This is a genomic window from Mesocryomonas fontinalis, assembly GCF_055730125.2.
Genome location: NZ_JBUZWG020000001.1, coordinates 231011 through 252286, shown reverse-complemented (window position 1 = coordinate 252286; position 21276 = coordinate 231011). Strand labels below are relative to the sequence as shown.

The window sequence follows — 21276 nt, the reverse complement described above, 5'->3', positions numbered from 1 at the left end:
GACGGGAAGCGGTCAGCGGTAAAGATGGCCGGAACGCCGGGTCATGCTACGCGGGATACTGCCTGCCTGCCCTCGAAGCGCGCGGCGCGGTGGTGAGGTCCCCGCCCGAGGCCGCTGGCCTCCCAGATCGCCGAACCTGTTGCGTCTCGCCGTCTGCGCTCGCCTGTCGCCGGCCCGCCGCAACCCGCGCGGACTGCCGGAACGAACCGTCAAAAGGCTCGTGAACGAGGTGATTCGGCACCGGTGAATGACGGTAACATAAAATTAATAGCCGGCATCTCATCGCCGGAAAAAAACCTGCGCTGGGATCCGACCGGATGCCGAGACGGCCGCGATTTACCGGATCTTAACCATGAAAGGCGACCTTGAAGGCCGAGCGAATCGGAGATTTCAGTCGTGAGGACCATACATCTGGAAGAGAGCCTGCGGATCCGGTTTCCGGGGCAGGACGAGAAGTTCGCCGCCGGCGTCGAGATCGGCATGCTCGGCGCGATGATGGTGCAGGGCCTGCGGGATTTCGCCCGCCAGATCGGCGCCGACAATGTCGACCAGGCCCGCGCGCTCGGCCAGAAGCTCGGCTACCACCTCGCCGATATCGAGACGGTGACGCCGGATGCTGTCCGCGTCACCTTCCGCAACCGCGCGCACGGCCCGAAGCTCACCCTCGTCAAGTAAGCGCGACGCGCGACCTGCCTCAGCGCAGGCCGCGCACCAGATCGACCAGCGCCGCGATCTCGGCCTCGTCGTTGTAATAGTGCGGCGATGCCCGCACGAGGTTCGGCAGCCCGCGCGCCCGCGCATCGAGCCAGGTGCTCGACGGCGCGGAGACGCTGACATTGATCCCCGCCGCCCGCGCCCGTGCCTTCACGGCATCGGCCTCGACGCCCGCGACGGAGAAGGTGACGATGGCCGCCGGGCGCGGCCCGAGATCGTGTACGGTCACCCCCGGAAGCGCGCCGAGTCCTTGGCGCAGTTCGCCGCCAAGCCCCGTCGCCCGCGCCTCGATCGCCTCCAGTCCGATCGCCAGCGCGTAGTCGGCCGCAGCCTTCAGTCCGAGGCGGATCGCGTGGCTGCTCTCCCAGGTCTCGAACCGCCGCGCGTCCGCCCGCAGCTCAAAGCGATCCGGTGCAACCCAGGGCGCGCCGAAATGGTCGATCATCGCCGGCGCCAGCTGCTGGAGCATCGCCCGCCGGACATAGAGGAAACCGCTCCCCCGCGGCCCCCGCAGAAACTTTCGCGACGTCGCCGCCAGCATGTCGCAGCCGAGCACCGCCACGTCGACCGGCATCTGCCCGACCGCCTGGCAGGCGTCGAGGAGGTAGGCAATGCCGTGCGCCCGGGCGATCCGGCCGATGGCTGCGGCGGGATTGACGAGGCCGCCATTGGTCGGCACCCAGGTGACGGCGATGAGCTTGACGCGGCCGTCGATCATCCGCTCCAGCGCGCCAGGATCCAGCACGCCATCCTCATCGCTCGGGATGATCTCGATCACCGCCCCGCTGCGCTCGGCCACCTGCAGCAGCGCGACGTAGTTGGCCGCATATTCCGCCCGCGCGGTCAGGATCCGGTCGCCCGGCCGGAACGACAGTGCGTAGAAGGCGCGCTGCCAGGCGACCGTCGCGCTCTCGGTGAGGGCGATCTCGTCGCGCGCCGCACCGATCAGCCGGGCGACGCTGTCGTAGACGCCATCCAGCGCCCCGGCGCTTTCCTCGGCCGCCTCGTAGCCGCCGATCTGACCTTCCCGCGTCAGATAATCCGTCATCGCCGACAGAACCGGCGCCGGCATCAGCGCCGCGCCGGCATTGTTGAGGTGGATGCGGTGGGCGACCCCCGGGGTGTCGGCGCGAAGGCGGGCGAGATCGATCGGCATGCGGGCTCCTGACGGCGGCGGCGAGCGCTCATTCTGCACGAGACGCCGATGCGAGGCCATGCCGTGCCGGCTTTCGCCGCCGGACCGACAGGGCTGTCCCCCGGCAAGAAGATCGTGGTCCTATGGCGCAGAACAGGGCGATTCGGCACGGCACACGAGGCGGCCGGCGGATCGGAGGCCCCGCAGGCCTTGCCGAAGAGCCCCTTCTATACCGGAGGAAACATGGCCCGCATCACCCGCGTCGAATGCCTGATGGTCGATCTTGTCCCGAAGGTGAAGCGGGTGGACGCGATCCAGTCCTTCGTCAGCCAGGAGACGCCGATCGTGCGGATCACCGATGCCGACGGCGCGGTCGGGACCGGCTATTCGTACACCATCGGCACCGGCGGACCGTCGGTGATGGCGCTTTTGAAGCGGACCCTTGCCCCGGCGATCGTCGGCCGCGAGGCGGAGGGCATCGAGCAGATCTGGCGGGACCTTCTATTCCTGACCCACGCCACCACCGTCGGCCCGCTCACCGCCATCGCCATGGCGGCGATCGACACCGCGCTCTGGGACCTGCGCTGCCGACGCGCCGGGCTGCCGCTGCATCTCCTCGCCGGCGGCGCCCAGACATCCGTGCCGCTCTACACCACCGAGGGCGGCTGGCTGCACCTCGAAACGGAAGCGCTCGTCGAGGACGCGCTGGCGGCGAAGGCGAAGGGGTTCGGCGGCTGCAAGCTGAAGGTCGGCCGGCCGCTGCACGAGGACATCGCCCGCATCGCCGCCGTGCGCGAGGCCGTCGGGCCAGGCTTCGAGATCCTCACCGACGCCAACCAGGCTTTTACCGTCGACGAAGCGATCCGCCGGGCGCGGCAGTATGAGCGGCTCGACATCGGCTGGCTCGAGGAGCCGTTGCCCGCCGACGACATCGACGGCCACCGCCGCCTGTCGCAGTCGACCTCGATCCCGATCGCCGTCGGCGAGAGCCTCTACAGCCCCTCGCATTTCCGCGAATATCTGCAGCGCGGGGCGTGCTCGGTGGTCCAGGTCGATGCCGGCCGCATCGGCGGCATCACACCCTGGCTGAAGGTCGCGCACCTTGCCGAGTGCTTCAACGTCGCGGTCGCGCCGCACTTCCTGATGGAACTGCACGTCTCGCTGGCGGCCGCCGTGCCGAACGCGCGCTGGGTCGAATACATCCCGCAGCTCGACGAGATCACCACGTCCCGGCTGCAGATCGAGGCCGGGCGGGCAGTGCCGCCCTCTACGCCGGGCCTCGGCATCGACTGGAATTTCGCCGAGATCGACCGCCGCCGGATCGACGGCACGACGAGCGTTGCCCGCTGATTTTATCCCCCAACGGCAGCGGGCATGTCGCATTCGATGGCACGCAAACGGTCAGCGGGCTTGACGATGCGACATTTCGCCCGCAGTCTCCGGTCAAATGGTTTGACCAATTGGCCGGAGAGCCAGGTCGGATCGGGAGGAGTCTCGGCGACATGCCGATCACCATCATTCAGCCGCGACGGCTGTATCAGCAGATTGCCGACCAGTTGCGCGGCCTGCTCGATACCGGCGAATATCGCCCGGGCGACCGATTGCCGGCCGAGCGCGAGCTGGCGGAACGCCTCGGCATTTCCCGCCCGACGGTGCGCGAGGCGCTGATCGCGCTGGAGGTCGAGGGGCGGATCCGCATCAAGGTGGGCTCGGGCATCTTCGTCACCGAGCCGGTCGCGACGAAGGCCCGCCGGGAAAGCCCGATCGAGGGTCCGTTCGAACTCTTGCGGGCGCGCGAGCTGGTCGAGGGCGCCGTGGCGGAGGAAGCCGCCAAAGCCGCGTCACCGGACGACATCGCCCGGCTCGACGACGTGCTCCTGCGGATGCAGCGCTCGCAGCACCCCTCGCCCCAGACGCTCCAGCTCGACCGTGAATTCCACACCACAGTCGCCGCCATTCTCGGCAATGCGGTCCTGGTGCGGTTCATCGGCGAGCTCTTCGACGAACGCATCAACCCGTATTTCGAACGGCTCTCCAGCTACTTCGAGAACCCCGGGACATGGGAACAGGCGCTGGCCGAGCACGGCCGGGTGCGCGACGCCATCGCCGCGGGCGATGCGGATGCCGCCAAGCGCGCCATGCAGCAGCACCTCCAGCTCTCGCAGAAACGCTTCTCGCTGAATTTCGGCGAGCCGGAGGACGCCCACCACACCGCATCATGACAAGGGCCGGCGCTGGGAGGCGGACGGCTCGGATTTACCCTGGGAGGAATAGCATGAAGACCTTGATCACCAGCCTTGGCATCACCGCAATGATGGCGCTCGGCCTCGGCACGGCCGCGGCGCAGACGACGCTGAAGTGGGCCCATGTCTACGAGACGTCCGAGCCCTTCCACACCGAGTCGGTCTGGGCCGCCGGCGAGATCGAGAAGCGCACCGAGGGCCGCTACCACATCGACGTCTACCCGGCCTCGCAGCTCGGCAAGGAAGCCGATCTCAACCAGGGCCTGACGCTCGGCACCGTCGACATCATCATCTCCGGCTCGAGCTTCCAGGCGCGCGAATATCCGCCGATCGGGGTCACCTACTTCCCCTACATCTTCCGCAACGCCGACCACCTTCTCGCCTACGCCAAGTCCGACGTCTTCAAGCGTCTGGCGGCCGGGTACGAGCAGGCCTCCGGGCACCACATCACGGCGGTCAGCTATTACGGCGCCCGGCACGTCACCTCCAACAAGCCGGTCAAGACCTGCGCCGACCTCAAGGGCGTGAAGATGCGCGTGCCGGACGTCCCGGCCTATCTCGCGATGCCCCGCGCCTGCGGCGCCAACACCGCGCCGATCGCCTTCGCCGAGGTCTATCTCGCGCTGCAGAACGGCACGGTCGAGGCGCAGGAGAACCCGCTGACCACCATCGAGGCGAAGAAGTTCTACGAGGTGCAGAAGAACATCTCGCTGACCGGCCACATCGTCGACCACCTGAACACCGTGGTCTCCGGCACGCTCTGGGGCCAGCTCTCCGACGCCGACAAGGCCATCTTCACCGAGGTGACGCAGGAAGCCGCGGCCCGCACCGCGAAGATCATCGTCGAGCGCGAGGCGGCTCTCGTCCAGACCTTCAAGGACCGCGGCGTGACGGTGACCGAGGTCGACAAGGCGGACTTCGAGAAGAACGTCATGGAGAAGACCGACATGGAAGCCCTCGGCTACGTCAAGGCCGACTGGGAAGCCATCCGCGCCGTCCAGTAAGGCGCTCGCCGGCGCCCTTCCCCGGGCGCCGGCGGTCTTCCCGCCCGTCTCGCATCTCCCCTTCGCAAGGCACCGTCATGGCCGAAGAAAAACACACCACCACCACGGCCGAGGAACTCGCCCACTTCTTCGAGGAGGAAGGCGCGGGCGAGGTCGATCTGAAACCCTATGCGATCGAGGACTGGATCGTGCAGGCGGTGTTCTGGGGAATGGCGCTCTGCGTCTTCCTGCAGTTCTTCACCCGCTACGTGATGAACGACAGCCTGGCCTGGACCGAGGAGATCGCGATCAATTGCCTCGTCGTCGTGGTCTTCCTCGGCGCCGTGATGTGCGTGCGCCAGTCGCGGCACATCCAGGTCGACGTCCTCTACCACTACATCCCGAAACGCGTCGCCAAGGTGCTGTCGATCCTCGTCGACCTCATCCGCATCGGCTTCTTCATCTTCGCGACCATCCTGTTCTGGCGCTACGTCTCGGTGGTCTACCGGGAGCGCATGGTGACCGTCGACCTGCCGCGCTCGATCGTCTTCTACGCCGTCTTCGCCGCCTTCGCGCTGATGCTCGTCCGGTCGATCCAGGTGTTCGTCCAAAATCTCAGGCGCGGCTATTCGGTGCTCGAGCGGCCCGAAATGTTCGACGGCATCGGAGAGTGACATGCTGCTACTGATCGGTTCCTTCCTCGTCTTCATGCTGATCGGCGTGCCGGTGGCGATCGCCATGGCCGTCGCCTCGGTGCTCTACATCACCGTCTTCGGCGTCGCGCCGAACATCATCGTCGCCCAGCGGATGATCGCCGGCGTCGAGAGCTTTCCGCTGCTGGCCGTGCCGTTCTTCATCCTCGCCGGCAACCTGATGAACATCGCAGGCGTCACCGGCCGCATCTACGCCTTCGCCGTCGCGCTCGTCGGCTGGATGAAGGGCGGCCTCGCGCAGGTCAACATCATCGGCTCGGTGATCTTCTCCGGCATGTCCGGCACCGCGCTGGCGGACGCCGCCGGCATCGGCACGATCGAGATCAAGGCGATGAAGGACCACGGGTACCCCATCGAAGCGGCGGTCGGCGTGACTGCGGCTTCGGCGACGCTCGGCCCGATCTTCCCGCCGTCGCTGCCCTTCGTGATCTACGGCATGATGGCCAACGTCTCGATCGGCGCGCTGTTCATGGCCGGCATCCTGCCGGGCATCGTCATGACGGTGCTGATGATGATCACCGTGGCGATCTTCGCCTACAAGAAGAACTGGGGCTCCGACGCGCCGTTCGAGATCCGCAAGCTGCTCGCTGCCGGGGTCGAGATCCTCATCGTCCTCGCCTTCCCGGCCGCGATCTACGTCCTCGTCACCCTCGGCATGTCGCTGAACCTTGCCGTCGGCCTTGCGCTGGTCGCCCTGATCGCGGTCGACTGGTACTACGACTTCTCCGCCGTCATGGCGCTGATGACGCCGATGATCCTCATCGGCGGCATGACGCTCGGCTGGTTCACGCCGACGGAAGCGGCCGTCGCCGCCGTCATCTGGTCGCTGTTCCTCGGCCTCGTGCGCTACCGCTCGATGAGTTTCAAGGCGCTGGCGAAGGCCGGCTTCGACACCATCGAGACCACCGCCGCCGTGCTGTTCATCGTCACCGCCGCCTCGGTCTTCGCCTGGCTGCTGACGGTCAGCCAGGCCGCGCAGGCGCTGTCGGACCTGATCCTCTCGATCACCGACAACAAGTGGGTGTTCCTGATCCTCGTCAACATCCTGGTGCTGATCGTCGGCTGCTTCCTCGACACCATCGCGGCGATCACCATCCTGGTGCCGATCCTGCTGCCGATCGTCCTGAAGCTCGGCATCGATCCCGTGCAGTTCGGCCTGATCCTGACGCTCAACCTGATGATCGGGCTGCTGCACCCGCCGCTCGGCATGGTGCTGTTCGTCCTGTCGCGGGTGGCAAAACTCTCGGTCGAGCGAACGACGATGGCGATCCTGCCCTGGCTGGTGCCGCTGTTCATCGCGCTGCTGGTGATCACCTTCGTGCCGGCCGTCAGCCTCTGGTTGCCGACGCAGATGGGCCTGATCAAGTGACAAGACGCACCCACGCACAACGGCCTGCGGAGGCGATGCCCCGACCGGGCTGATCCGGGGAACGACGAGCGCCGCGCGGCCTGTGCCCAGCGCGGCGCTCAGCCTTGCGGCATGAAGCGCTCGACGAGGCTGCGGACTCGCAGGAAGGCGGTGTTGGCGCCGTCGACCACCGCGGCCTCGCCCGCCGCATCGAGCGCCACGCCGTCGAGTGCGGCGGTAAAGGTGCGCCAGTGCAGGCCGCGGCCCTCCGGAGCGCCCGCCAGATGCCGGGCGCCGAAGGTCTCGCCGAGGCCGAGCTTCATCGCCTCCTTGAGCAGGATGGCCGCGCCGAGGTTGGAGCCTTCGGCGACGTAGAGCCAGCCGAGCGCCTTCGGAACCTCCACATCGGCGGAAAACGCCGGAGCGGCGTCCGTGGGCGCCGCCGCGAGGCCGAGGTCGGCAAGGTCGTCCTCGATCTTGCCGAGGCGCCGGCGACCGGCAAGGTCGGGCAGCAGCCGATCGAGGGCGGGATCGGCATAGAGCGCATCGATGTCGCCATAGAAGGCGTGCTGCACCTGCAGGAACAGGCCGTAGCGTTCCCGGCTCTCGAACGGCCGGCTGGCCATGATCCGGTCGTCGAGCGTCGCGTGCGCCGCAGTGGTGCGGCTGCGCAGAACCTTCGATCGTGTTTCGCCGGCCGGGGTCTCGCTCATCGACTGTTCCCATTCATCGGCCGTCCGGGCCGCATCCACCGTCGTTTAGGGTGAAATCGACCGCTGCCGCAACGCTTTTCGAGCGTTAGACATCGATCGCCGCAGGGCTGTCGCATGGCATGGGCGAGCCTTGCACCTGCCGCTCGCTGGCTTCACGGCAGCCATGCACAAATGGCTGTGGTGACGAAGACGCGAACCGATTAGATAATGGTCATCGAAGCAACGGAACACACCGTTTGAAGCTTCGGCGAGATCAAGAGAAAAGTCGTTACGATGAACATCGTCCGCTCCTTCAGCAACTGGCGCCGTTACCGCGAGACTTGCGGTGAGCTGAACCGTCTTTCGCAGCGCGAACTGGCCGACCTCGGCCTGTCCCGCTCGGATATTCCGGCGATCGCCCGTCAGGCTACTCTCTAAACACCAGATTTCGCGAGGGCCTTTTCCTCCCAGGGCCCGAGCGAATACGACCTGCGGTTCCTCCCACCGCAGGTTTCCAAACAGCGCCCGCCGGTCCTCCCCCGGCGGGCGTTGCTGTTTCTATTATCTCTCAGCCGTGCCGATGCGGCCCAGATCAGCCGGCTTAGATCAGTCGGCGTAGAACGCAGGGCGATCCGGCATGGTCACCGGCTCGATCGCGCCCGAGCCTTGCGCCTTGACGCAGGCGTCGGCTGCGACCGCCGCCGCATAGCCGTCCCAGGCGGTCGGGCCCGAGGCAGTGCCGCGCTCCACCGCTTCGATGAAATCACGTAGCTCGACGTCGTAGCTGTCGATGAAGCGGTCCTTCCAGTCGGTGAGGATCTCGGTCGAGAGCCTGGCGCCGCTGCGCACCGGGATCGCCATCGGATCCGGTAGCTTCGCGATGCCGGTCTCGCCGACGATCTCGCACTGGATGTCGTAGCCGTAGACGCAGTTGACGAAAACCTCGACGTCGATGCGCACGCCCTTCACCGTCTCCAGCATCACCACCTGCGGATCGCGCACGCCTTCGCGGGCATGCGGCGTGCGGCGGGGGAAGACCACCTGCACGCTTCTGTAGTCGTCCGCCAGCAGCCAGCGCAGCACGTCGATCTCGTGGATCAGCGTGTCGTGGATGGCCATGTCGGTGGTGTAGTTCGCCGCGACCGAGGCGTTGCGGTGGGCGGCATGCACCATCAGCGGGGCGCCGATGCCGCCGCTGTCGATGACATCCTTCAGAAGGCGGTAGCCCGCATCGTAGCGGCGCATGAAGCCGACCTGGACGAGCCGCCGGCCGCCGGCGATCTCGGCGTCGACAATGTTGCGGCAGGCGGTGGCGGTGGTGGCGAGCGGCTTCTCGCAGAACACCGGCTTGCCGGCGCGGACGGCGGCGAGGACGTCCGGCTCGTGCGCTCCGCCCCACGAGGTCACCAGCACGGCGTCGATGTCCGGCGAGGCAATCAGCGCGGCACCCGTATCGAACACCCGGGCGTCGAGGCCGAGCGGCGGCAGCGAGGCTTCCGCGGACTGCCGGTCAACGTCGCTGACGCCGGCGATGCGCGCGCCCGACAGCGTGCGGGTGATGCGGCGCATGTGGTCGCGCCCGATGGCGCCGGTCCCGATGAGGCCGATGTTGAGGGTCATGTCATCTCTCCCAGACGCCTTTCGGCGCGATCATGCAGTGGTCTGTGGGCCGCTTTTTGGGCAAGCCCCTGGAGCAAGCGCTCAGCTTCTGTCGAGGCCGGCCTCTTGGGCGAAGGCCTTCAGCGAGCGGTGGCCGAGCGACTGGTATTCCAGCGGGTTGCGCACCGCTGAATCCTGTTCGGCCTCGATCACCAGCCAGCCGTCATAGCCATGCTCGGCGGCGATCTTCAGGACCGGCAGGAAATCCACCGCGCCTTCCGGGTCGCCGGGCACGGTGAAGGCGCCGCGGCGCACGCCCTCGAGGAAGGAGAGGTTCTCGGCTTCCACCGCATCCGCGATCTCCGGCCGGACGTTCTTGCAGTGGATGTGGCGCACCCGGGCCATGTGCTTGCGGGCGAGCTCGGCGGGATCGGCGCCGCCGAAGAAAGCATGGCCGGTGTCGAGCAGCAGCTTCGTCGCCGGGCCGGTGCTCGCCATCAGCATGTCGATCTCCGCACCGGTCTGGACGATCGAGCCCATGTGGTGGTGGTAGACGAGGTCTATCCCTTGCCCCGCGCAGTAGGCGGCGAGTTTTTCGAGCTTCGCGCCGAAGGCAGCCATCGCATCCTCGGACAGCACCGGCCGGTCGCGGAACACCGCCTTCTCGTCGTCCCCGTGCACGGTGTTGGAGCATTCGCAGACGATGCAAACGGTCGATCCGTTGGCGCGAAGAAGATCGAGATGCGGCTGGATGGCGACCATCTCGGTCTCGACATCGTTGACGAGCAGATGGACCGAGTGCCAGCCGGAGACGAAGACGAGCCCGTAATCGGCGAGCTTCTCTTTCAGCGCCGCCGGGTCGGACGGCATCAGATGGCCCTTCTCGATGCCGTCGAAGCCGATGGTTCGGCAGTCGGCGAGACAGTCGTCGAGGGTCAAATGGGCGCCGATCGAAACGTCGTCGTCGTTCGTCCAGGCGATCGGATTGGTGCCGTAGCGGATCATGGGTTCACCTGGCTCGCGAAAATGAGGGGCTGCACAAAAAGACGCGGCATGGTGCTCAGCCCAGCCGCTGCGACAAGCGGGCGGCATCGTAGCCGTCGCGGGCGGCGTTGACGGCGGCGCGGTCAGACACCTCGGGCACCGCGACATCCCACCAGTGACCGCCGGCGGGTGTGGTGCGCAAATGATCGGTCTCGATCACGATGACGGTCGGGCGCGTGGCCTGCCGCGTCTCGGCCAAAGCGCGCTCCAGCTCGGCGATCGAGCCGACCTTCCGGGCGTCGGCGCCGAGCGCGCGGGCGTGCGCGGCGAAGTCGATCTTCGGCAGTTCGACATGGTGGGCGTCGCTCAGCATGTTGTTGAAGTTGGCGCCGCCGGTGGCCATCTGCAGCCGGTTGATGCAGGCGTAGCCGGCATTGTCGAGGAGGACGACGGTGAACGCCGCGCCGGCCATGACGGCGGAGGACAGCTCCGAGTTCAGCATCATGTAGGAGCCGTCGCCGACCATCACGACGACGTCGGCGTCCGGGCGCGCCAGCTTGACGCCGAAGCCGCCGGCGATCTCGTAGCCCATGGTCGAAAAGCCGTATTCCATGTGATAGCCGCCGGGCGCCTCGGCCTGCCAGAGCTTGTGCAGCTCGCCCGGCAGCCCACCGGCGGCGCAGACGAGGATGGTGGCGTCCGAGTTTCGCGCCCGGTGCACGGCGCCGATCACTTCAGCGTCGGAGGGCAGCACGGCATTGGTCGGCGCGGTCGCAGCGTCCGCAGCCTCCGTCCAGCGCGCCTTGCCGGCCTCCGCTCGTCCCGTCCAGGCGGCGTCGGCACGGTAACCCGCCAGCGCCGCGCCGAGCGCTTCAAGGCCGACCTTCGCATCGCAGACGAGCGGCGCCGCGTCGTGCTTGCCGGCATCGAAGGCCTGGACGTTTAGCCCGACGATCCTGACGCCCTCCGCCTGGAACAGTGCCCAGGAGCCGGTGGTGAAGTCGGCGAGACGGGTGCCGACGGCGAGCACGACGTCCGCCTCGGCGGCGAGCTCGTTCGAGGCGGAGGAACCGGTGACGCCGACGGCGCCCATGTTCAGCCGGTGCGAATGCGGCAGCGACGACTTGCCGCCATGCGTCTCGGTGACCGGAATGCCGTGCGCCTCGGCGAAGGCGGCAAGGCCGACGCTCGCCTCGGAATAGAGGACACCGCCACCGGCGACGATCAGCGGCTTCTTCGCTCCCCGCAGGAGCGCGACCGCCGCCGCCAGCTCGGCCTCGTCGGGGCGGCTGCGGCGCGGCATCCAGATCCGCTCGGCAAAGAAGCTCTCGGGATAGTCGAAGGCCTCGGCCTGCACGTCCTGGCAGAGGGCGAGCGTCACCGGGCCGCAATCGGCGGGGTTGGTCAGCACCTGCATGGCGCGGCGGAGCGCCGGGATGATCTGCTCCGGCCGGGTGATCCGGTCGAAATAGCGCGAGACCGGGCGGAAGCAGTCGGTGGCAGAGACGGTGCCGTCGCCGAAATCCTCGACCTGCTGCAGCACAGGATCGGGCCGGCGGCTGGCAAACACGTCGCCGGGCAGCAGCAGGACCGGCAGGCGGTTGGCATGGGCGAGCGCGGCGGAGGTCACCATGTTGAGCGCGCCGGGGCCGATGGAGGTGGTGCAGGCCATGAAGCGGCGGCGGAAGCTCGCCTTGGCGAAGGCGACGGCAGCGTTCGCCATGCCCTGCTCGTTCTGGCCGCGATAGGTGGTGAGCGTGTCGCGGACGCCGTAGAGCGCCTCGCCGAGCCCCGCGACGTTGCCGTGGCCGAAGATCGCGAAGACGCCGCCGAAGATCGGCACGGTCTCGCCGTCGATCACGGTCATCTGCCGCGTCAGGAACCGCGCCACGGCCTGCGCCATGGTCAGCCGCACCGTCTTGTCCGCCATGTCCGTCTCCTCCCGTCGGCGACGCTTCGTCGGCCGCTCCTTTTTCGTCGCTCGTACCGCCGCTCGTACCGGCGCCCGCGACCTCCCGCCGGCGGCCTCACGCTGGCGTAGATCCGCCCATCAGCCCGTTGTCGGCTCCCCGGCGGCCTGCCAGGTTGCGCAGAGCCGGCCGAAGCGCCCGGCCATCTCGGCGACCGCCGCCGCATCGTCGATCTCGCCCGCCAACCAGCGCCGGGCGGCATCGGCCCAGATCGTGCGCCCCACCGCGAAGCCGCGCACCGACGCCGACGCGCGGGCGGCAGCGAAGCCATCCTGCAGCGCCTTGACCGAGGCCTCCAACCCGAGCAGGAGGACGCCGCGGCAATGCGCATCGTTCTCGGCGATGACCGCGTCGATCGCTGTCCAGGCCGTCGTGCTCGCCTGCGGCTCGAGCTTCCACCAGTCGGGCTTCAGGCCCTGATCGTAGAGCTCCTGCAGCGCCCGCGCGATGGTGTCGTCGCCGATCGGCCCGTTCTTGCCGGCAATGATCTCGATCAGGATCTCGCGGCCGACCTTGCGGGCGGCGTCATAGGCCGCACGGAGGGTTTCGATCTGCTCGGCCTTCAGCGCGGCGGGATCGTCGGGGTGGTAGAAGCAGAGCACCTTGATGCAATGGTCGACGGGCCAATCGACCAGCCGGCTGCCAAGATCCTGGCTGAACTCGAAGCGAAGCGGCCGCGAGCCCGGCCGCTCGACCGGCTTCGCCACCCAGAACGCCGGCAGCTTCGCCGCGGCAAACAGCGCCTCGCGGCCGTACTTGTCGTCGATCAGCATACCGAAACCAGGCCGCCCGGCGGCGACCTCGGCGGCGGCGCGGACGGCGAGGAGCTTTAGCGCCGGCAGCCGCGCGAGCTTTGCGGGATCGCCTGCGGCGAGATCCTCGAGCTGCGAGCGGTGGTCGATGGCGAGCGCGCAGAGCGCCGGGATCGCGCGGCGGCGGGTCGTCGCCCAGTGGATGTGGTTGATCGCCTCGTCCTGGCGCAGCGCGCGGTGCGGGCTGCCCTCTGCCAGGAAGTATTCGAGCTCGGCCCAGGTCGGGATCTCCGGCGCGCAGAGAAGGCGCGACACGGCGAAGGCGCCGCAGGCGTTGGCCCAGGTGGCGGAAGTCGCGTGCGGCTCGCCGCGCAGCCAGCCGCGGAGGAAGCCCGACATGAAGGCGTCGCCGGCGCCGAGCACGTTGTAGACCTCGATCGGAAAACCCTTGCCGACGATGCCGTCCTCGAGGTCGGCGGGAATGGCCGCGTCATAGACGATGCAGCCCATTGGCCCGCGCTTCAGCACGATCGTCGCGGCGGAATGGTCGCGGATCGTCCTCAGCGCGGCGACGAGGTCGCTTTCGCCGGACGCGATCAGCACCTCTTCCTCGGTGCCGACGATCAGGTCGCAGTCGGCAAGCACCGTCAGCATCTTGGCGGAGACAGCGGCTGAAGCGATGTAGCGGTTGTCGCCGGCATCGTGGCCGGCGAGGCCCCAGAGGTTGGGCCGGTAGTCGATGTCGAGGATCACCCGGGCGCCGCTCGCCTTGGCGATCCGCATCGCCTTGCGCTGCGCGGCCTCGGCGTTCGGCTTTGCGAAATGCGTCCCGGTGACGAGCACGGCGCCGGCCGAGCGGATGAAGGCCTCGTCGACATCGGCCTCGCCCAGCGCATTGTCGGCGCAGTTGTCGCGGTAGAACAGCAGCGGGAACGAGGTGTCGCTCTCGACCGACAGGATGGCCAGCGCCGTCAGCCGCTCGGGGTCGGTGACGATGCCGGCGGTCTCGACGCCCTCGCGCGCCAGCTGCTCGCGGATGAACCGGCCGAACTGCTCGTTGCCGACGCGGGTCAGCAGCGCCGAGCGAAGGCCGAGCCGCGCGGTGCCGACGGCGATGTTGGTGGGACAGCCACCGACCGATTTGGCGAAGGAGGAAATGTCCTCCAGCCGCGAACCGATCTGCTGGCCGTAGAGATCGACCGACGACCGGCCGATGGTCACCAGATCCAGCGTGCGCTCCTGCGGCATGGCCCCTCCCCCGGATGCCACCAGGCATCCCGATTTCCACCGACATGACGAAACATAAATGCCGGAGTGTCGTCAAATGGAATATTTATTCCATGCCAGCCAGCTCCGATCGCCGCTGCCGCTCCTCGGCGACGGCGACGGTCAGGGCCATGGCGAAGGCCATGGAGGCCGAGAGCAGACGGAAGCCGGCATGGTCGGCCTCGGCGAGCTCGAACCAGGCCTCTGACGATTCGACCAGCGGCGAGAAAGCCGAGTCGGTCAGCGAGACCACCGGGATCTGCCGCGCGGCGAGGCTTTTTGCCTGCGCGACGGTTTCGGACGCGTAGGGCGAGAAACTCACGGCGAACGCAGCGTCGCCTTGTCCGGCAAAGCGCAGGATGTCGTCATCGAGCCCCGCCGCCGAGCCCGCCATCTGGCAGCGGATGCCGAGCTTGCCGAAGGCGTAGGCCATGTAGCTGCCGATCGGGTAGGACCGCCGCTTCGAGACGAGATAGATCGTCTCGGCCGATGCAAGGATCGCCACCGCCCGCTCGAAGGCTGCGGGATCGATGGCGGTCTCCAGCGTATCGAGCGACCGCCGCGCGGCGGCGGTGAAGCCGGAGAGGATAGCGGAGGCCCCTTGCTCCGGCGTCCGGCGCAAGGCGCTCAACCGGTCGCCATAGTCCGGCCGCCGGTCGCGCAGCCGGGCGCGGAAAAGTGCCTGCAGACTGGAAAAACCCTCGAAGCCGAGGTTCTGGGCAAAGCGCACCAGCGTCGAGGGCTGCACGGCGGCAGCGAGAGCGATGCTGTTGACGGTGCCGAAGGCGATGTCGTCGGGATGGTCGAGCGCGAACATCGCGACCTGACCGAGCCGCTTCGGCAGGCGCGCCTTGCGCTCCAGGATGAGGCTCTTCAACGCCTCGAACGTCTCAGGCAGCGGGGGCGTCTCGGGCGAGAAGGGCGCTTCGCTCATCGATCTGGCTTTCCGCGCGGAATTACGGCGGGACCGCCACGGGCGGAATAAATACTCTGCCTGGCCAGCCCCATCAATCGTTCATTCCAGAAAGCACTCGAAACGTTTGAACCAGCGCGGTAGAAGGAAGCTGAGCCGCGTGGCTGCGTGCGGGCCGTTCGAGCATCGCGATCGAGCAGAGCCGGTCATCGGGAAGAGGCGGCCGGTTCAAAAGAGGTAGCGTCCTGGTGCATCCTGTCGGATGCGTGGCGTTGGGAGGAGAGCGACATGGCGGGTTTTAAGGTGCGGCCCTCGGCGGCCGAGGGACAGGTGCACGACGTGACGCCGGCAAACGCCGGCTGGACCTATGTCGGCTTCGCGCTGCACCGGCTGGCGCCGGGCGACAGGCTGGAAGCCGCCTGCGGCGACCGCGAGGTCTGTCTCGTCCTGGTCTCCGGCAAGGCGATCATCTCCGCCGACGGACAGTCGTTCGGCGAGGTTGGCGAGCGGATGACGCCGTTCGAGGGCGCGCCCTTCGCTCTCTACGTGCCCGCCGGCGGCCATTGGCAGATCGAGGCGACGACGGCGCTGGAGCTCGCAGTCTGCTCGGCCCCGGGCGGCGGCCAGCATGCAACCCGGCTGATCCCGCCCGGCACGCACCCGCAGGCGATGCGCGGCAAGGACACCAACACCCGCTATGTCACCAACATCATGCCGGAGGACGACGGTGCGGCGCACTCTCTGCTGGTCGTCGAGGTGATCACGCCGGGCGGCCACACCTCCTCCTATCCGCCGCACAAGCACGACCGGGACGCGCTGCCCGAGGAGAGCTATCTCGAAGAAACCTACTACCACCGCTTCGACCCGCCGCAGGGTTTCGGCTTCCAGCGTGTCTATACCGACGACCGCGCGCTCGACGAGGCGATGGCGGTCGAGGACGGCGACGTGGTGCTGGTGCCGCGCGGCTATCATCCGGTGGCAGTGGTGCACGGCTATACCGGCTACTACCTCAACGTGATGGCCGGCCCGCAGCGGGTGTGGAAGTTCCACAATGCGACCGAGCATGCCTGGCTGTTCACCGGCGTCTGAGACGCGCCGCCTGCAAAATGAAGCGGCGACCGCCGCAGAAAAGGCGAACTAGCGCCCCTCGCCCGCGGCCTCGCGCCTTCGCAACTCCAGCTCCTCGCTGTAGCGGCGCAGCGTATGGCTCTCGGTGAGGAGGCCGAGCACGGTCTTGGAGGCGACGTCCTCGACCACCGCCAGCGCCTCGCTCTCCGACTTGTCGAAGCTTGCCGCCGCCTCCTTGGCGCTCATCTGCGGCAGCAGCATCACATCCTTCAGCCGGACAAGGCCCTCGATCCCTTCGTCGAGATCGGTGATCGCGTCGGAATAGGCATCGGGCACCAGCACCATGCCGGCATAGGCGCCGGCGGCGTCGGTGATCACCACGCGCTGGGCGGAGCCGAGCGGGAAGTCGCGGCGGAACACCTTCAGCGTGGTGTCGAGCGCTGCGGTGCGCACGTCGCGGCGCATCATCCGCCCGACGGTGAGGCTGCGGATCCAGCCGACATCGTGGGCGCTGCGGATGCTCTCGCCGCGCAGGTGGAAACGCCAGGTCGCGAAGGAGTAGCCAAAGGTCTTGCGCACCGTCAGCGAGGCGGTGACCGACGCCGTCAGCACCAGCGCGGTGATCGGGAAGTCGCCGGTCATCTCCAGCGCCAGGAAGGTCATGGTCAGCGGCCCGCCGATGATCGAGACCGCAAGCGCCGACATGCCGACGATCGAATAGACCACCGGGGTCAACGTCGCCCCGGTGAAGACGATCGGGGCGAACAGCGCGAAAAGCTTGCCGAGCAGCGCGCCGAGGAAGAGCGAGGCGAAGAACAGGCCACCGCGAAACCCGCTGCCGATCGAGACCGCCGACGCCAGCGCCTTCAGGAGCAGGAGAAGCAGTACGGCCGAGGCGCTGGCCGGGAGGTCGAGGTTGACGTGCAGCGCGCCATGGCCGGAGGAGAGGACCTGCGGCGTCACGAGCGCGAGGCCCGCCAGCACGCAGCCGCCGAGCACCGGCCGCAGCGGCACCGGCAGGCGGGTGCGGCGGATACCGGTCTCGATCATCGTCACGCCCTGCATGATGGCGATGCCGAGGCCGGCGGCGAGCACGGCGAGGAGGATCGCCGGCGGATAGTCGGCATTGACGACGGCTCCGGGCTCGCCGAGGTCGATGAGGAAGGTGTTGCCGACGAGAAGGCGCGCGACGAAGCTGCCCGACAAGGCCGCCGCGACCACCGGCGTCAGCGTGGCGATGGAATAGGTGCCGATGATCAGCTCGAAGGCATAGAAGGCGCCGGTCAGCGGCGCATTGAAGGCGGCGGCAATGGCGGCCGCGGCGCCGCAGCCGACAAGCGTGCGCAGGTCGCTGCGGCGCATCTCGAACGAGATGCCGATGCGCGAGGCGACGCCGGCCGAGAGCTGCGTATAGGCGGCCTCCAGCCCGACCGAGGCGCCGAACCCGTTGGAGATGAGGTTCTGGACGACGATGGTCACGCTGTCGCGCAGCGACATGCGCCCGCCATGCAGGGCGTTCGCCTCGATCGGATCGACCAGCGGGCGCTTCTTTTGCAGCGACAGGAAGAAAAGCAGCAGGCCGAGCACCACCCCGCCCGCCACCGGCACGAGGACGAGCCAGGGCGAGGACAGCGCGGTCAGCCCGCTCAGGCGCTCGCCCACGGAAAGCTGGAAAAGGACGATGTGCAGGGCTTGCGCCGCCCAGCTCATCGCCGTCACCATGCCCCCAGACAGCGCGCCGACGACGACCGCGACCAGCACGAGCGCCACCTCGTTGCCGCGCACCATCGCCCGGAAACGGCTCGATGGCTGGATGACGGGGGCATCGATGGCGGGGGCGGCGTTGGGCGCGGGGGTCTGCGACATGATCGTCCAGTTTCGAGGCAGGCCCTGCCGTATAGACCGGGCCGAACGGGCGCAACGGTCCTTCGTTTGTCGCCCGCCATCTTTGCCGCCGCGCGGGCCTTGCCGGACGCGGCACGGCATAGGGAAAACCCATGACGCTTGATCAGATGATGGCCTTCGGCATCATTGCCCTGATGATGCTGGCCTTCATCTGGGGCCGCTTTCGCTATGACGTCGTCGCCGCCGGCGCTCTGCTGGCGGCACTCGCCGTCGGCCTGGTGAAACCCGCGGACGCGTTTTCAGGCTTCTCCGACGACATCGTCATCATCGTCGGCAGCGCGCTGATCGTCAGCGCGGCGATCGCCCGCTCTGGCATCATGGATCTCGCCTTGCAGCGGTTCGCGCCCGAGGTTTCGTCACCGCGCGCCCAGCTGATCGTGCTCGTCGTCATCGTCACCGTACTCTCGGCCTTCGTGAAGAACATCGGGGCGCTGGCGATCATGCTGCCGATCGCCTTCCAGATGGCCAAGCGGTCGAGCGTCTCGCCCTCGATGTTCCTGATGCCGATGTCGTTCGGCTCGCTGCTCGGTGGCCTGATGACGCAGATCGGCACCTCGCCGAACATCATCGTGTCGCGGCTGCGCGGCGAGATCACCGGCACGCCCTTCACCATGTTCGACTTCACCCCCGTCGGCGCGATCCTCGCCGCCGTCGGCGTCGTCTTCCTCGCGCTGTTCTACTGGCTGCTGCCGGCCCGCAAGGCGGCGGGCGGTGCGCTGGAGGAGGCGATCGAGATCAAGAACTACACCACGGAGGCGAGGGTGACGGCACAGTCGGCTATCGCCGACAAGACCGTCGCCGACCTGCAGAAACTCGGCGGCGGGGACGCCATGGTCACCGCCATCGTCGGCGCCAACGGCAAGCGGCGCACACCGCTGCCGGACGCCACCCTTCACGCCAGCGACGTGCTGATCCTCGAAGGCGACCCGGAGGCGCTGGAACGGCTCGTCGCCCAAGGCGCACTGACGCTCGACGGTCGCTCTTCGCGGGGCGCCGACATCGGCACGGTCGAGGCGATCGTCGGCCAGAACTCCGGCTTCATCGGCATGACCGCGCAGCGCCTGGTGCTGTTTCACCAGACCGGCCTGACGCTGCTCGCCGTCAGCCGGCGCGGCAAGCGCTTCACCGAGCGGCTCGGCGAGATCACCTTCCGGCTGGGTGACGTGCTGGTGTTGCAAGGCGATGTCGAGCGGCTGCCGGAACTCCTGCGCGAATGGGACTGCCTGCCTTTGGCCGAGCGTCGCCTGCAGCTCGGCAGCGTTCGCAAGCGGATCCTGCCGGTCGCGATCCTGGCGGCCGCCATGGCGGCGACGGCGACGGGCATCGTGCCGGTGGCGGTCGCGTTCTTCGCCGCCGCAGTGCTGATGGTCGCCACCAAGGCATTGCCGCTGCGCGAGGTCTACGGCCATCTCGACGCGCCGATCCTCTTGATGCTCGCGGCGCTGATCCCGGTCAGCGAGACGCTGAGCCGCACCGGCGGCACCGACCTCATCGCGGTCTGGCTGTCGGGCGTCGCGGTATCGCTGCCGCCTTACGGCGCGCTGGCGCTGATCATGATCGTCGCCATGGCGGTGACGCCCTTCCTCAACAACGCCGCGACGGTGCTGGTGATGGCGCCGATCGCGGCCACCTTCGCGAGCTCGCTCGGCTACCGCCCCGACGCCTTCCTGATGGCGGTGGCGATCGGCGCCGGCTCGGATTTCCTGACGCCGATCGGCCACCAGTGCAACACGCTGGTGATGGGCCCCGGCGGCTACCGTTTTGGCGATTATGCGCGGCTCGGCCTGCCGCTGTCGTTTCTGGTGGTGGTGGTCGCGGTGCCCGCGCTGCTGCTGGTCTGGCCGCTGAACTGAGCCTCTGCGCCACTCTGCTGCGCCACCCCGCTGCGCCGGCGACGGGACGGCGCGGACCCGCCATCGCCGGCCGTCATCGACCTGTCAGCTGGCGGGGCCCGCTGTCGGAAACCGGGCGCCGGCGAGCAGCGTGTCGGCGATCGCCAGCGCCCGGCCGGTGGTCTCGGCCATCTGCGGCAGCAGCAGCCATTCCAGCGTCCAGGCGGCGCCCGAGCGCTCGTTCTCGTGGATCATCGACTGGGCCATCGTGCCGAGCAGCCCGGCGTTGAAGCGTCCGAGGGCGACGAGCACCTCGGCGCCGACGGGGTTCTGCTTGTGCGCCATGGCCGACGAGCCGCCGCCATCGGCAAGGACCACCGTGGCGATCCCGGTCTGTGCCATCAGAGCCAAATCCTGGCCGATCTTGCCGGTGGTGCCCGACACCAGCGCGAAGGCCTGGGCGATGTCGAGGATCACGCTCCGGTCGGACTGCCAGGCCGCGGCGTCGACGAGGCCGAGCTGCGCCGCCAGCGCGCGTCGGAGGCCGGCATAGTCCGGGCCGAAGCTTTCGCCGTTGCCGATCGGGCCGCCGAGCTGCAGGGGAAGCGCGGCCTGCAGCGCGGAGAGGCGTTCCCGGTGCTTCTCCAAAGGGCGGCGCCAGTTGGCCAGCCGGTCGGCGAGGGTAAATGTCAGCGCCGCCTGCATGCGCGTCTGCGCCATCAGCGGCTGCGATCCGGCCCCGTCCGACAGGCGCTGAAGCCGGTCGGAGAGTTGCCCGAGCCGGGCGTCGAGCAGGGAGAGAACGCCGCGGAGCCGCAGTATCAGGCCGGTGTCGATCGCGTCCTGGCTGGTCGCGCCGAGGTGGACGAAGCGATCGTACGGCGCGCCGACGGCCTTCCGGAGCGCGGCCACCAGAAACGGCACGCTGACGCCGTCCCGCACCATGGCGATCCTGAGCGCCTCGGTGTCCGGGCGCAGCCCTGCCGCCGCCTCGGCAATGCGGGCGGCCGCCTCGGCCGGGACCAGGCCGAAACCGACCTGAGCCTTCGCCAAGGCCGCTTCGAAACTCAAGATCGACGCCAGCTCGGCCGCCGCCGAAAACGCCGCGGCGATCTCGGTATCGCCGCAGAGCGCTCCAACGAGCGTCGTCGTGGTCATG

18 protein-coding genes are annotated in these 21276 nt (G+C 68.3%); 9 read left to right on the top strand and 9 right to left on the bottom strand.

The annotated features are described in order from the left end of the window. Positions 1 to 396 precede the first annotated feature (396 nt). Positions 397 to 675, top strand: coding sequence for a hypothetical protein (locus tag ACZL02_RS01180; protein WP_472935286.1), 279 nt, complete (start codon positions 397 to 399; stop codon positions 673 to 675). 19 nt (positions 676 to 694) lie between these two features. Here the strand turns inward: ACZL02_RS01180 and ACZL02_RS01175 are convergent, their stop codons facing one another. Further along, on the bottom strand, positions 695 to 1870 hold the full coding sequence (locus tag ACZL02_RS01175) for an aminotransferase class V-fold PLP-dependent enzyme (protein ID WP_472938367.1): 1176 nt from the start codon (positions 1868 to 1870) through the stop codon (positions 695 to 697). 222 nt (positions 1871 to 2092) lie between these two features. On the opposite strand from ACZL02_RS01175, the gene ACZL02_RS01170 reads away from it, so the two are divergent. The 5 genes from ACZL02_RS01170 to ACZL02_RS01150 all read left to right on the top strand — a co-directional run bounded on the left by ACZL02_RS01170 (position 2093) and on the right by ACZL02_RS01150 (position 7157). Then, entirely contained in the window at positions 2093 to 3199 is a 1107-nt protein-coding gene (locus tag ACZL02_RS01170; RefSeq protein WP_472938366.1) for a mandelate racemase/muconate lactonizing enzyme family protein, read from the top strand. A 152-nt stretch (positions 3200 to 3351) separates the two neighbouring features. Then, complete coding sequence (locus ACZL02_RS01165; RefSeq protein ID WP_472938365.1) at positions 3352 to 4071, top strand: FadR/GntR family transcriptional regulator; 720 nt, start codon at positions 3352 to 3354, stop codon at positions 4069 to 4071. 53 nt (positions 4072 to 4124) lie between these two features. Next, complete coding sequence (locus ACZL02_RS01160) at positions 4125 to 5096, top strand: sialic acid TRAP transporter substrate-binding protein SiaP (protein ID WP_472938364.1); 972 nt, start codon at positions 4125 to 4127, stop codon at positions 5094 to 5096. 77 nt (positions 5097 to 5173) lie between these two features. Continuing rightward, positions 5174 to 5749: a TRAP transporter small permease gene (locus tag ACZL02_RS01155; RefSeq protein WP_472938363.1), complete on the top strand. Its 576-nt coding sequence runs from the start codon at positions 5174 to 5176 to the stop codon at positions 5747 to 5749. Between the two features lies 1 nt (position 5750). Further along, positions 5751 to 7157: a TRAP transporter large permease gene (locus ACZL02_RS01150; protein ID WP_472938362.1), complete on the top strand. Its 1407-nt coding sequence runs from the start codon at positions 5751 to 5753 to the stop codon at positions 7155 to 7157. A gap of 98 nt (positions 7158 to 7255) precedes the next feature. On the opposite strand, the gene ACZL02_RS01145 is transcribed toward ACZL02_RS01150, so the two are convergent. After that, entirely contained in the window at positions 7256 to 7849 is a 594-nt protein-coding gene (locus ACZL02_RS01145; RefSeq protein ID WP_472938361.1) for a biliverdin-producing heme oxygenase, read from the bottom strand. A 273-nt stretch (positions 7850 to 8122) separates the two neighbouring features. Between ACZL02_RS01145 and ACZL02_RS01140 the strand changes: the two genes are divergently transcribed. Then, entirely contained in the window at positions 8123 to 8266 is a 144-nt protein-coding gene (locus ACZL02_RS01140) for a DUF1127 domain-containing protein (RefSeq protein WP_472935278.1), read from the top strand. A 168-nt stretch (positions 8267 to 8434) separates the two neighbouring features. Here the strand turns inward: ACZL02_RS01140 and ACZL02_RS01135 are convergent, their stop codons facing one another. From ACZL02_RS01135 to ACZL02_RS01115, 5 genes are all read right to left on the bottom strand, one after another. Beyond that, a complete protein-coding gene (locus ACZL02_RS01135) occupies positions 8435 to 9448 on the bottom strand; it encodes a Gfo/Idh/MocA family oxidoreductase (RefSeq protein WP_472938360.1) in 1014 nt (337 codons plus the stop codon). A gap of 81 nt (positions 9449 to 9529) precedes the next feature. Further along, positions 9530 to 10432 (bottom strand): myo-inosose-2 dehydratase, encoded by a 903-nt coding sequence (gene iolE, locus ACZL02_RS01130; RefSeq protein ID WP_472938359.1) that lies wholly within the window; start codon positions 10430 to 10432, stop codon positions 9530 to 9532. A gap of 55 nt (positions 10433 to 10487) precedes the next feature. Beyond that, positions 10488 to 12341, bottom strand: a complete 1854-nt coding sequence (iolD, locus tag ACZL02_RS01125) for a 3D-(3,5/4)-trihydroxycyclohexane-1,2-dione acylhydrolase (decyclizing) (RefSeq protein WP_472938358.1) — start codon at positions 12339 to 12341, stop codon at positions 10488 to 10490. 120 nt (positions 12342 to 12461) lie between these two features. Continuing rightward, complete coding sequence (locus ACZL02_RS01120) at positions 12462 to 14381, bottom strand: bifunctional 5-dehydro-2-deoxygluconokinase/5-dehydro-2-deoxyphosphogluconate aldolase (protein WP_472938357.1); 1920 nt, start codon at positions 14379 to 14381, stop codon at positions 12462 to 12464. An 85-nt stretch (positions 14382 to 14466) separates the two neighbouring features. Then, positions 14467 to 15333 carry a MurR/RpiR family transcriptional regulator gene (locus ACZL02_RS01115; RefSeq protein ID WP_472938356.1) on the bottom strand — a complete coding sequence of 289 codons (867 nt, stop codon included), beginning with the start codon at positions 15331 to 15333 and terminating at the stop codon, positions 14467 to 14469. Between the two features lie 267 nt (positions 15334 to 15600). Here ACZL02_RS01115 and iolB point away from each other — a divergent pair, with 267 nt between their 5' ends. After that, a complete protein-coding gene (gene iolB / locus ACZL02_RS01110) occupies positions 15601 to 16401 on the top strand; it encodes a 5-deoxy-glucuronate isomerase (protein ID WP_472938355.1) in 801 nt (266 codons plus the stop codon). A gap of 48 nt (positions 16402 to 16449) precedes the next feature. Here iolB and ACZL02_RS01105 read toward each other — a convergent pair whose 3' ends face one another. Beyond that, positions 16450 to 18168 carry a chloride channel protein gene (locus ACZL02_RS01105; protein ID WP_472939083.1) on the bottom strand — a complete coding sequence of 573 codons (1719 nt, stop codon included), beginning with the start codon at positions 18166 to 18168 and terminating at the stop codon, positions 16450 to 16452. Positions 18169 to 18377: 209 nt separating this feature from the next. Between ACZL02_RS01105 and ACZL02_RS01100 the strand changes: the two genes are divergently transcribed. Then, the gene (locus ACZL02_RS01100; RefSeq protein ID WP_472938354.1) at positions 18378 to 20138 is read left to right on the top strand and encodes an SLC13 family permease; all 1761 of its coding nucleotides are present in this window, start codon (positions 18378 to 18380) and stop codon (positions 20136 to 20138) included. An 84-nt stretch (positions 20139 to 20222) separates the two neighbouring features. Here ACZL02_RS01100 and ACZL02_RS01095 read toward each other — a convergent pair whose 3' ends face one another. Further along, the gene (locus ACZL02_RS01095; protein ID WP_472938353.1) at positions 20223 to 21275 is read right to left on the bottom strand and encodes a 3-carboxy-cis,cis-muconate cycloisomerase; all 1053 of its coding nucleotides are present in this window, start codon (positions 21273 to 21275) and stop codon (positions 20223 to 20225) included. Position 21276: the final 1 nt, after the last annotated feature.

Coding starts and splice junctions, on each gene's coding strand:
- iolE (WP_472938359.1), bottom strand. CDS start 10,432: ATGATCCGCTACGGCACCAATCCGATCGCCTGGACGAACGACGACGAC.
- ACZL02_RS01165 (WP_472938365.1), top strand. CDS start 3,352: ATGCCGATCACCATCATTCAGCCGCGACGGCTGTATCAGCAGATTGCC.
- ACZL02_RS01120 (WP_472938357.1), bottom strand. CDS start 14,381: ATGCCGCAGGAGCGCACGCTGGATCTGGTGACCATCGGCCGGTCGTCG.
- ACZL02_RS01105 (WP_472939083.1), bottom strand. CDS start 18,168: ATGGTGCGCGGCAACGAGGTGGCGCTCGTGCTGGTCGCGGTCGTCGTC.
- ACZL02_RS01155 (WP_472938363.1), top strand. CDS start 5,174: ATGGCCGAAGAAAAACACACCACCACCACGGCCGAGGAACTCGCCCAC.
- ACZL02_RS01150 (WP_472938362.1), top strand. CDS start 5,751: ATGCTGCTACTGATCGGTTCCTTCCTCGTCTTCATGCTGATCGGCGTG.
- ACZL02_RS01160 (WP_472938364.1), top strand. CDS start 4,125: ATGAAGACCTTGATCACCAGCCTTGGCATCACCGCAATGATGGCGCTC.
- ACZL02_RS01135 (WP_472938360.1), bottom strand. CDS start 9,448: ATGACCCTCAACATCGGCCTCATCGGGACCGGCGCCATCGGGCGCGAC.
- ACZL02_RS01175 (WP_472938367.1), bottom strand. CDS start 1,870: ATGCCGATCGATCTCGCCCGCCTTCGCGCCGACACCCCGGGGGTCGCC.
- iolD (WP_472938358.1), bottom strand. CDS start 12,341: ATGGCGGACAAGACGGTGCGGCTGACCATGGCGCAGGCCGTGGCGCGG.
- ACZL02_RS01100 (WP_472938354.1), top strand. CDS start 18,378: ATGACGCTTGATCAGATGATGGCCTTCGGCATCATTGCCCTGATGATG.
- ACZL02_RS01115 (WP_472938356.1), bottom strand. CDS start 15,333: ATGAGCGAAGCGCCCTTCTCGCCCGAGACGCCCCCGCTGCCTGAGACG.
- ACZL02_RS01145 (WP_472938361.1), bottom strand. CDS start 7,849: ATGAGCGAGACCCCGGCCGGCGAAACACGATCGAAGGTTCTGCGCAGC.
- ACZL02_RS01095 (WP_472938353.1), bottom strand. CDS start 21,275: ATGACCACGACGACGCTCGTTGGAGCGCTCTGCGGCGATACCGAGATC.
- ACZL02_RS01140 (WP_472935278.1), top strand. CDS start 8,123: ATGAACATCGTCCGCTCCTTCAGCAACTGGCGCCGTTACCGCGAGACT.
- iolB (WP_472938355.1), top strand. CDS start 15,601: ATGGCGGGTTTTAAGGTGCGGCCCTCGGCGGCCGAGGGACAGGTGCAC.
- ACZL02_RS01170 (WP_472938366.1), top strand. CDS start 2,093: ATGGCCCGCATCACCCGCGTCGAATGCCTGATGGTCGATCTTGTCCCG.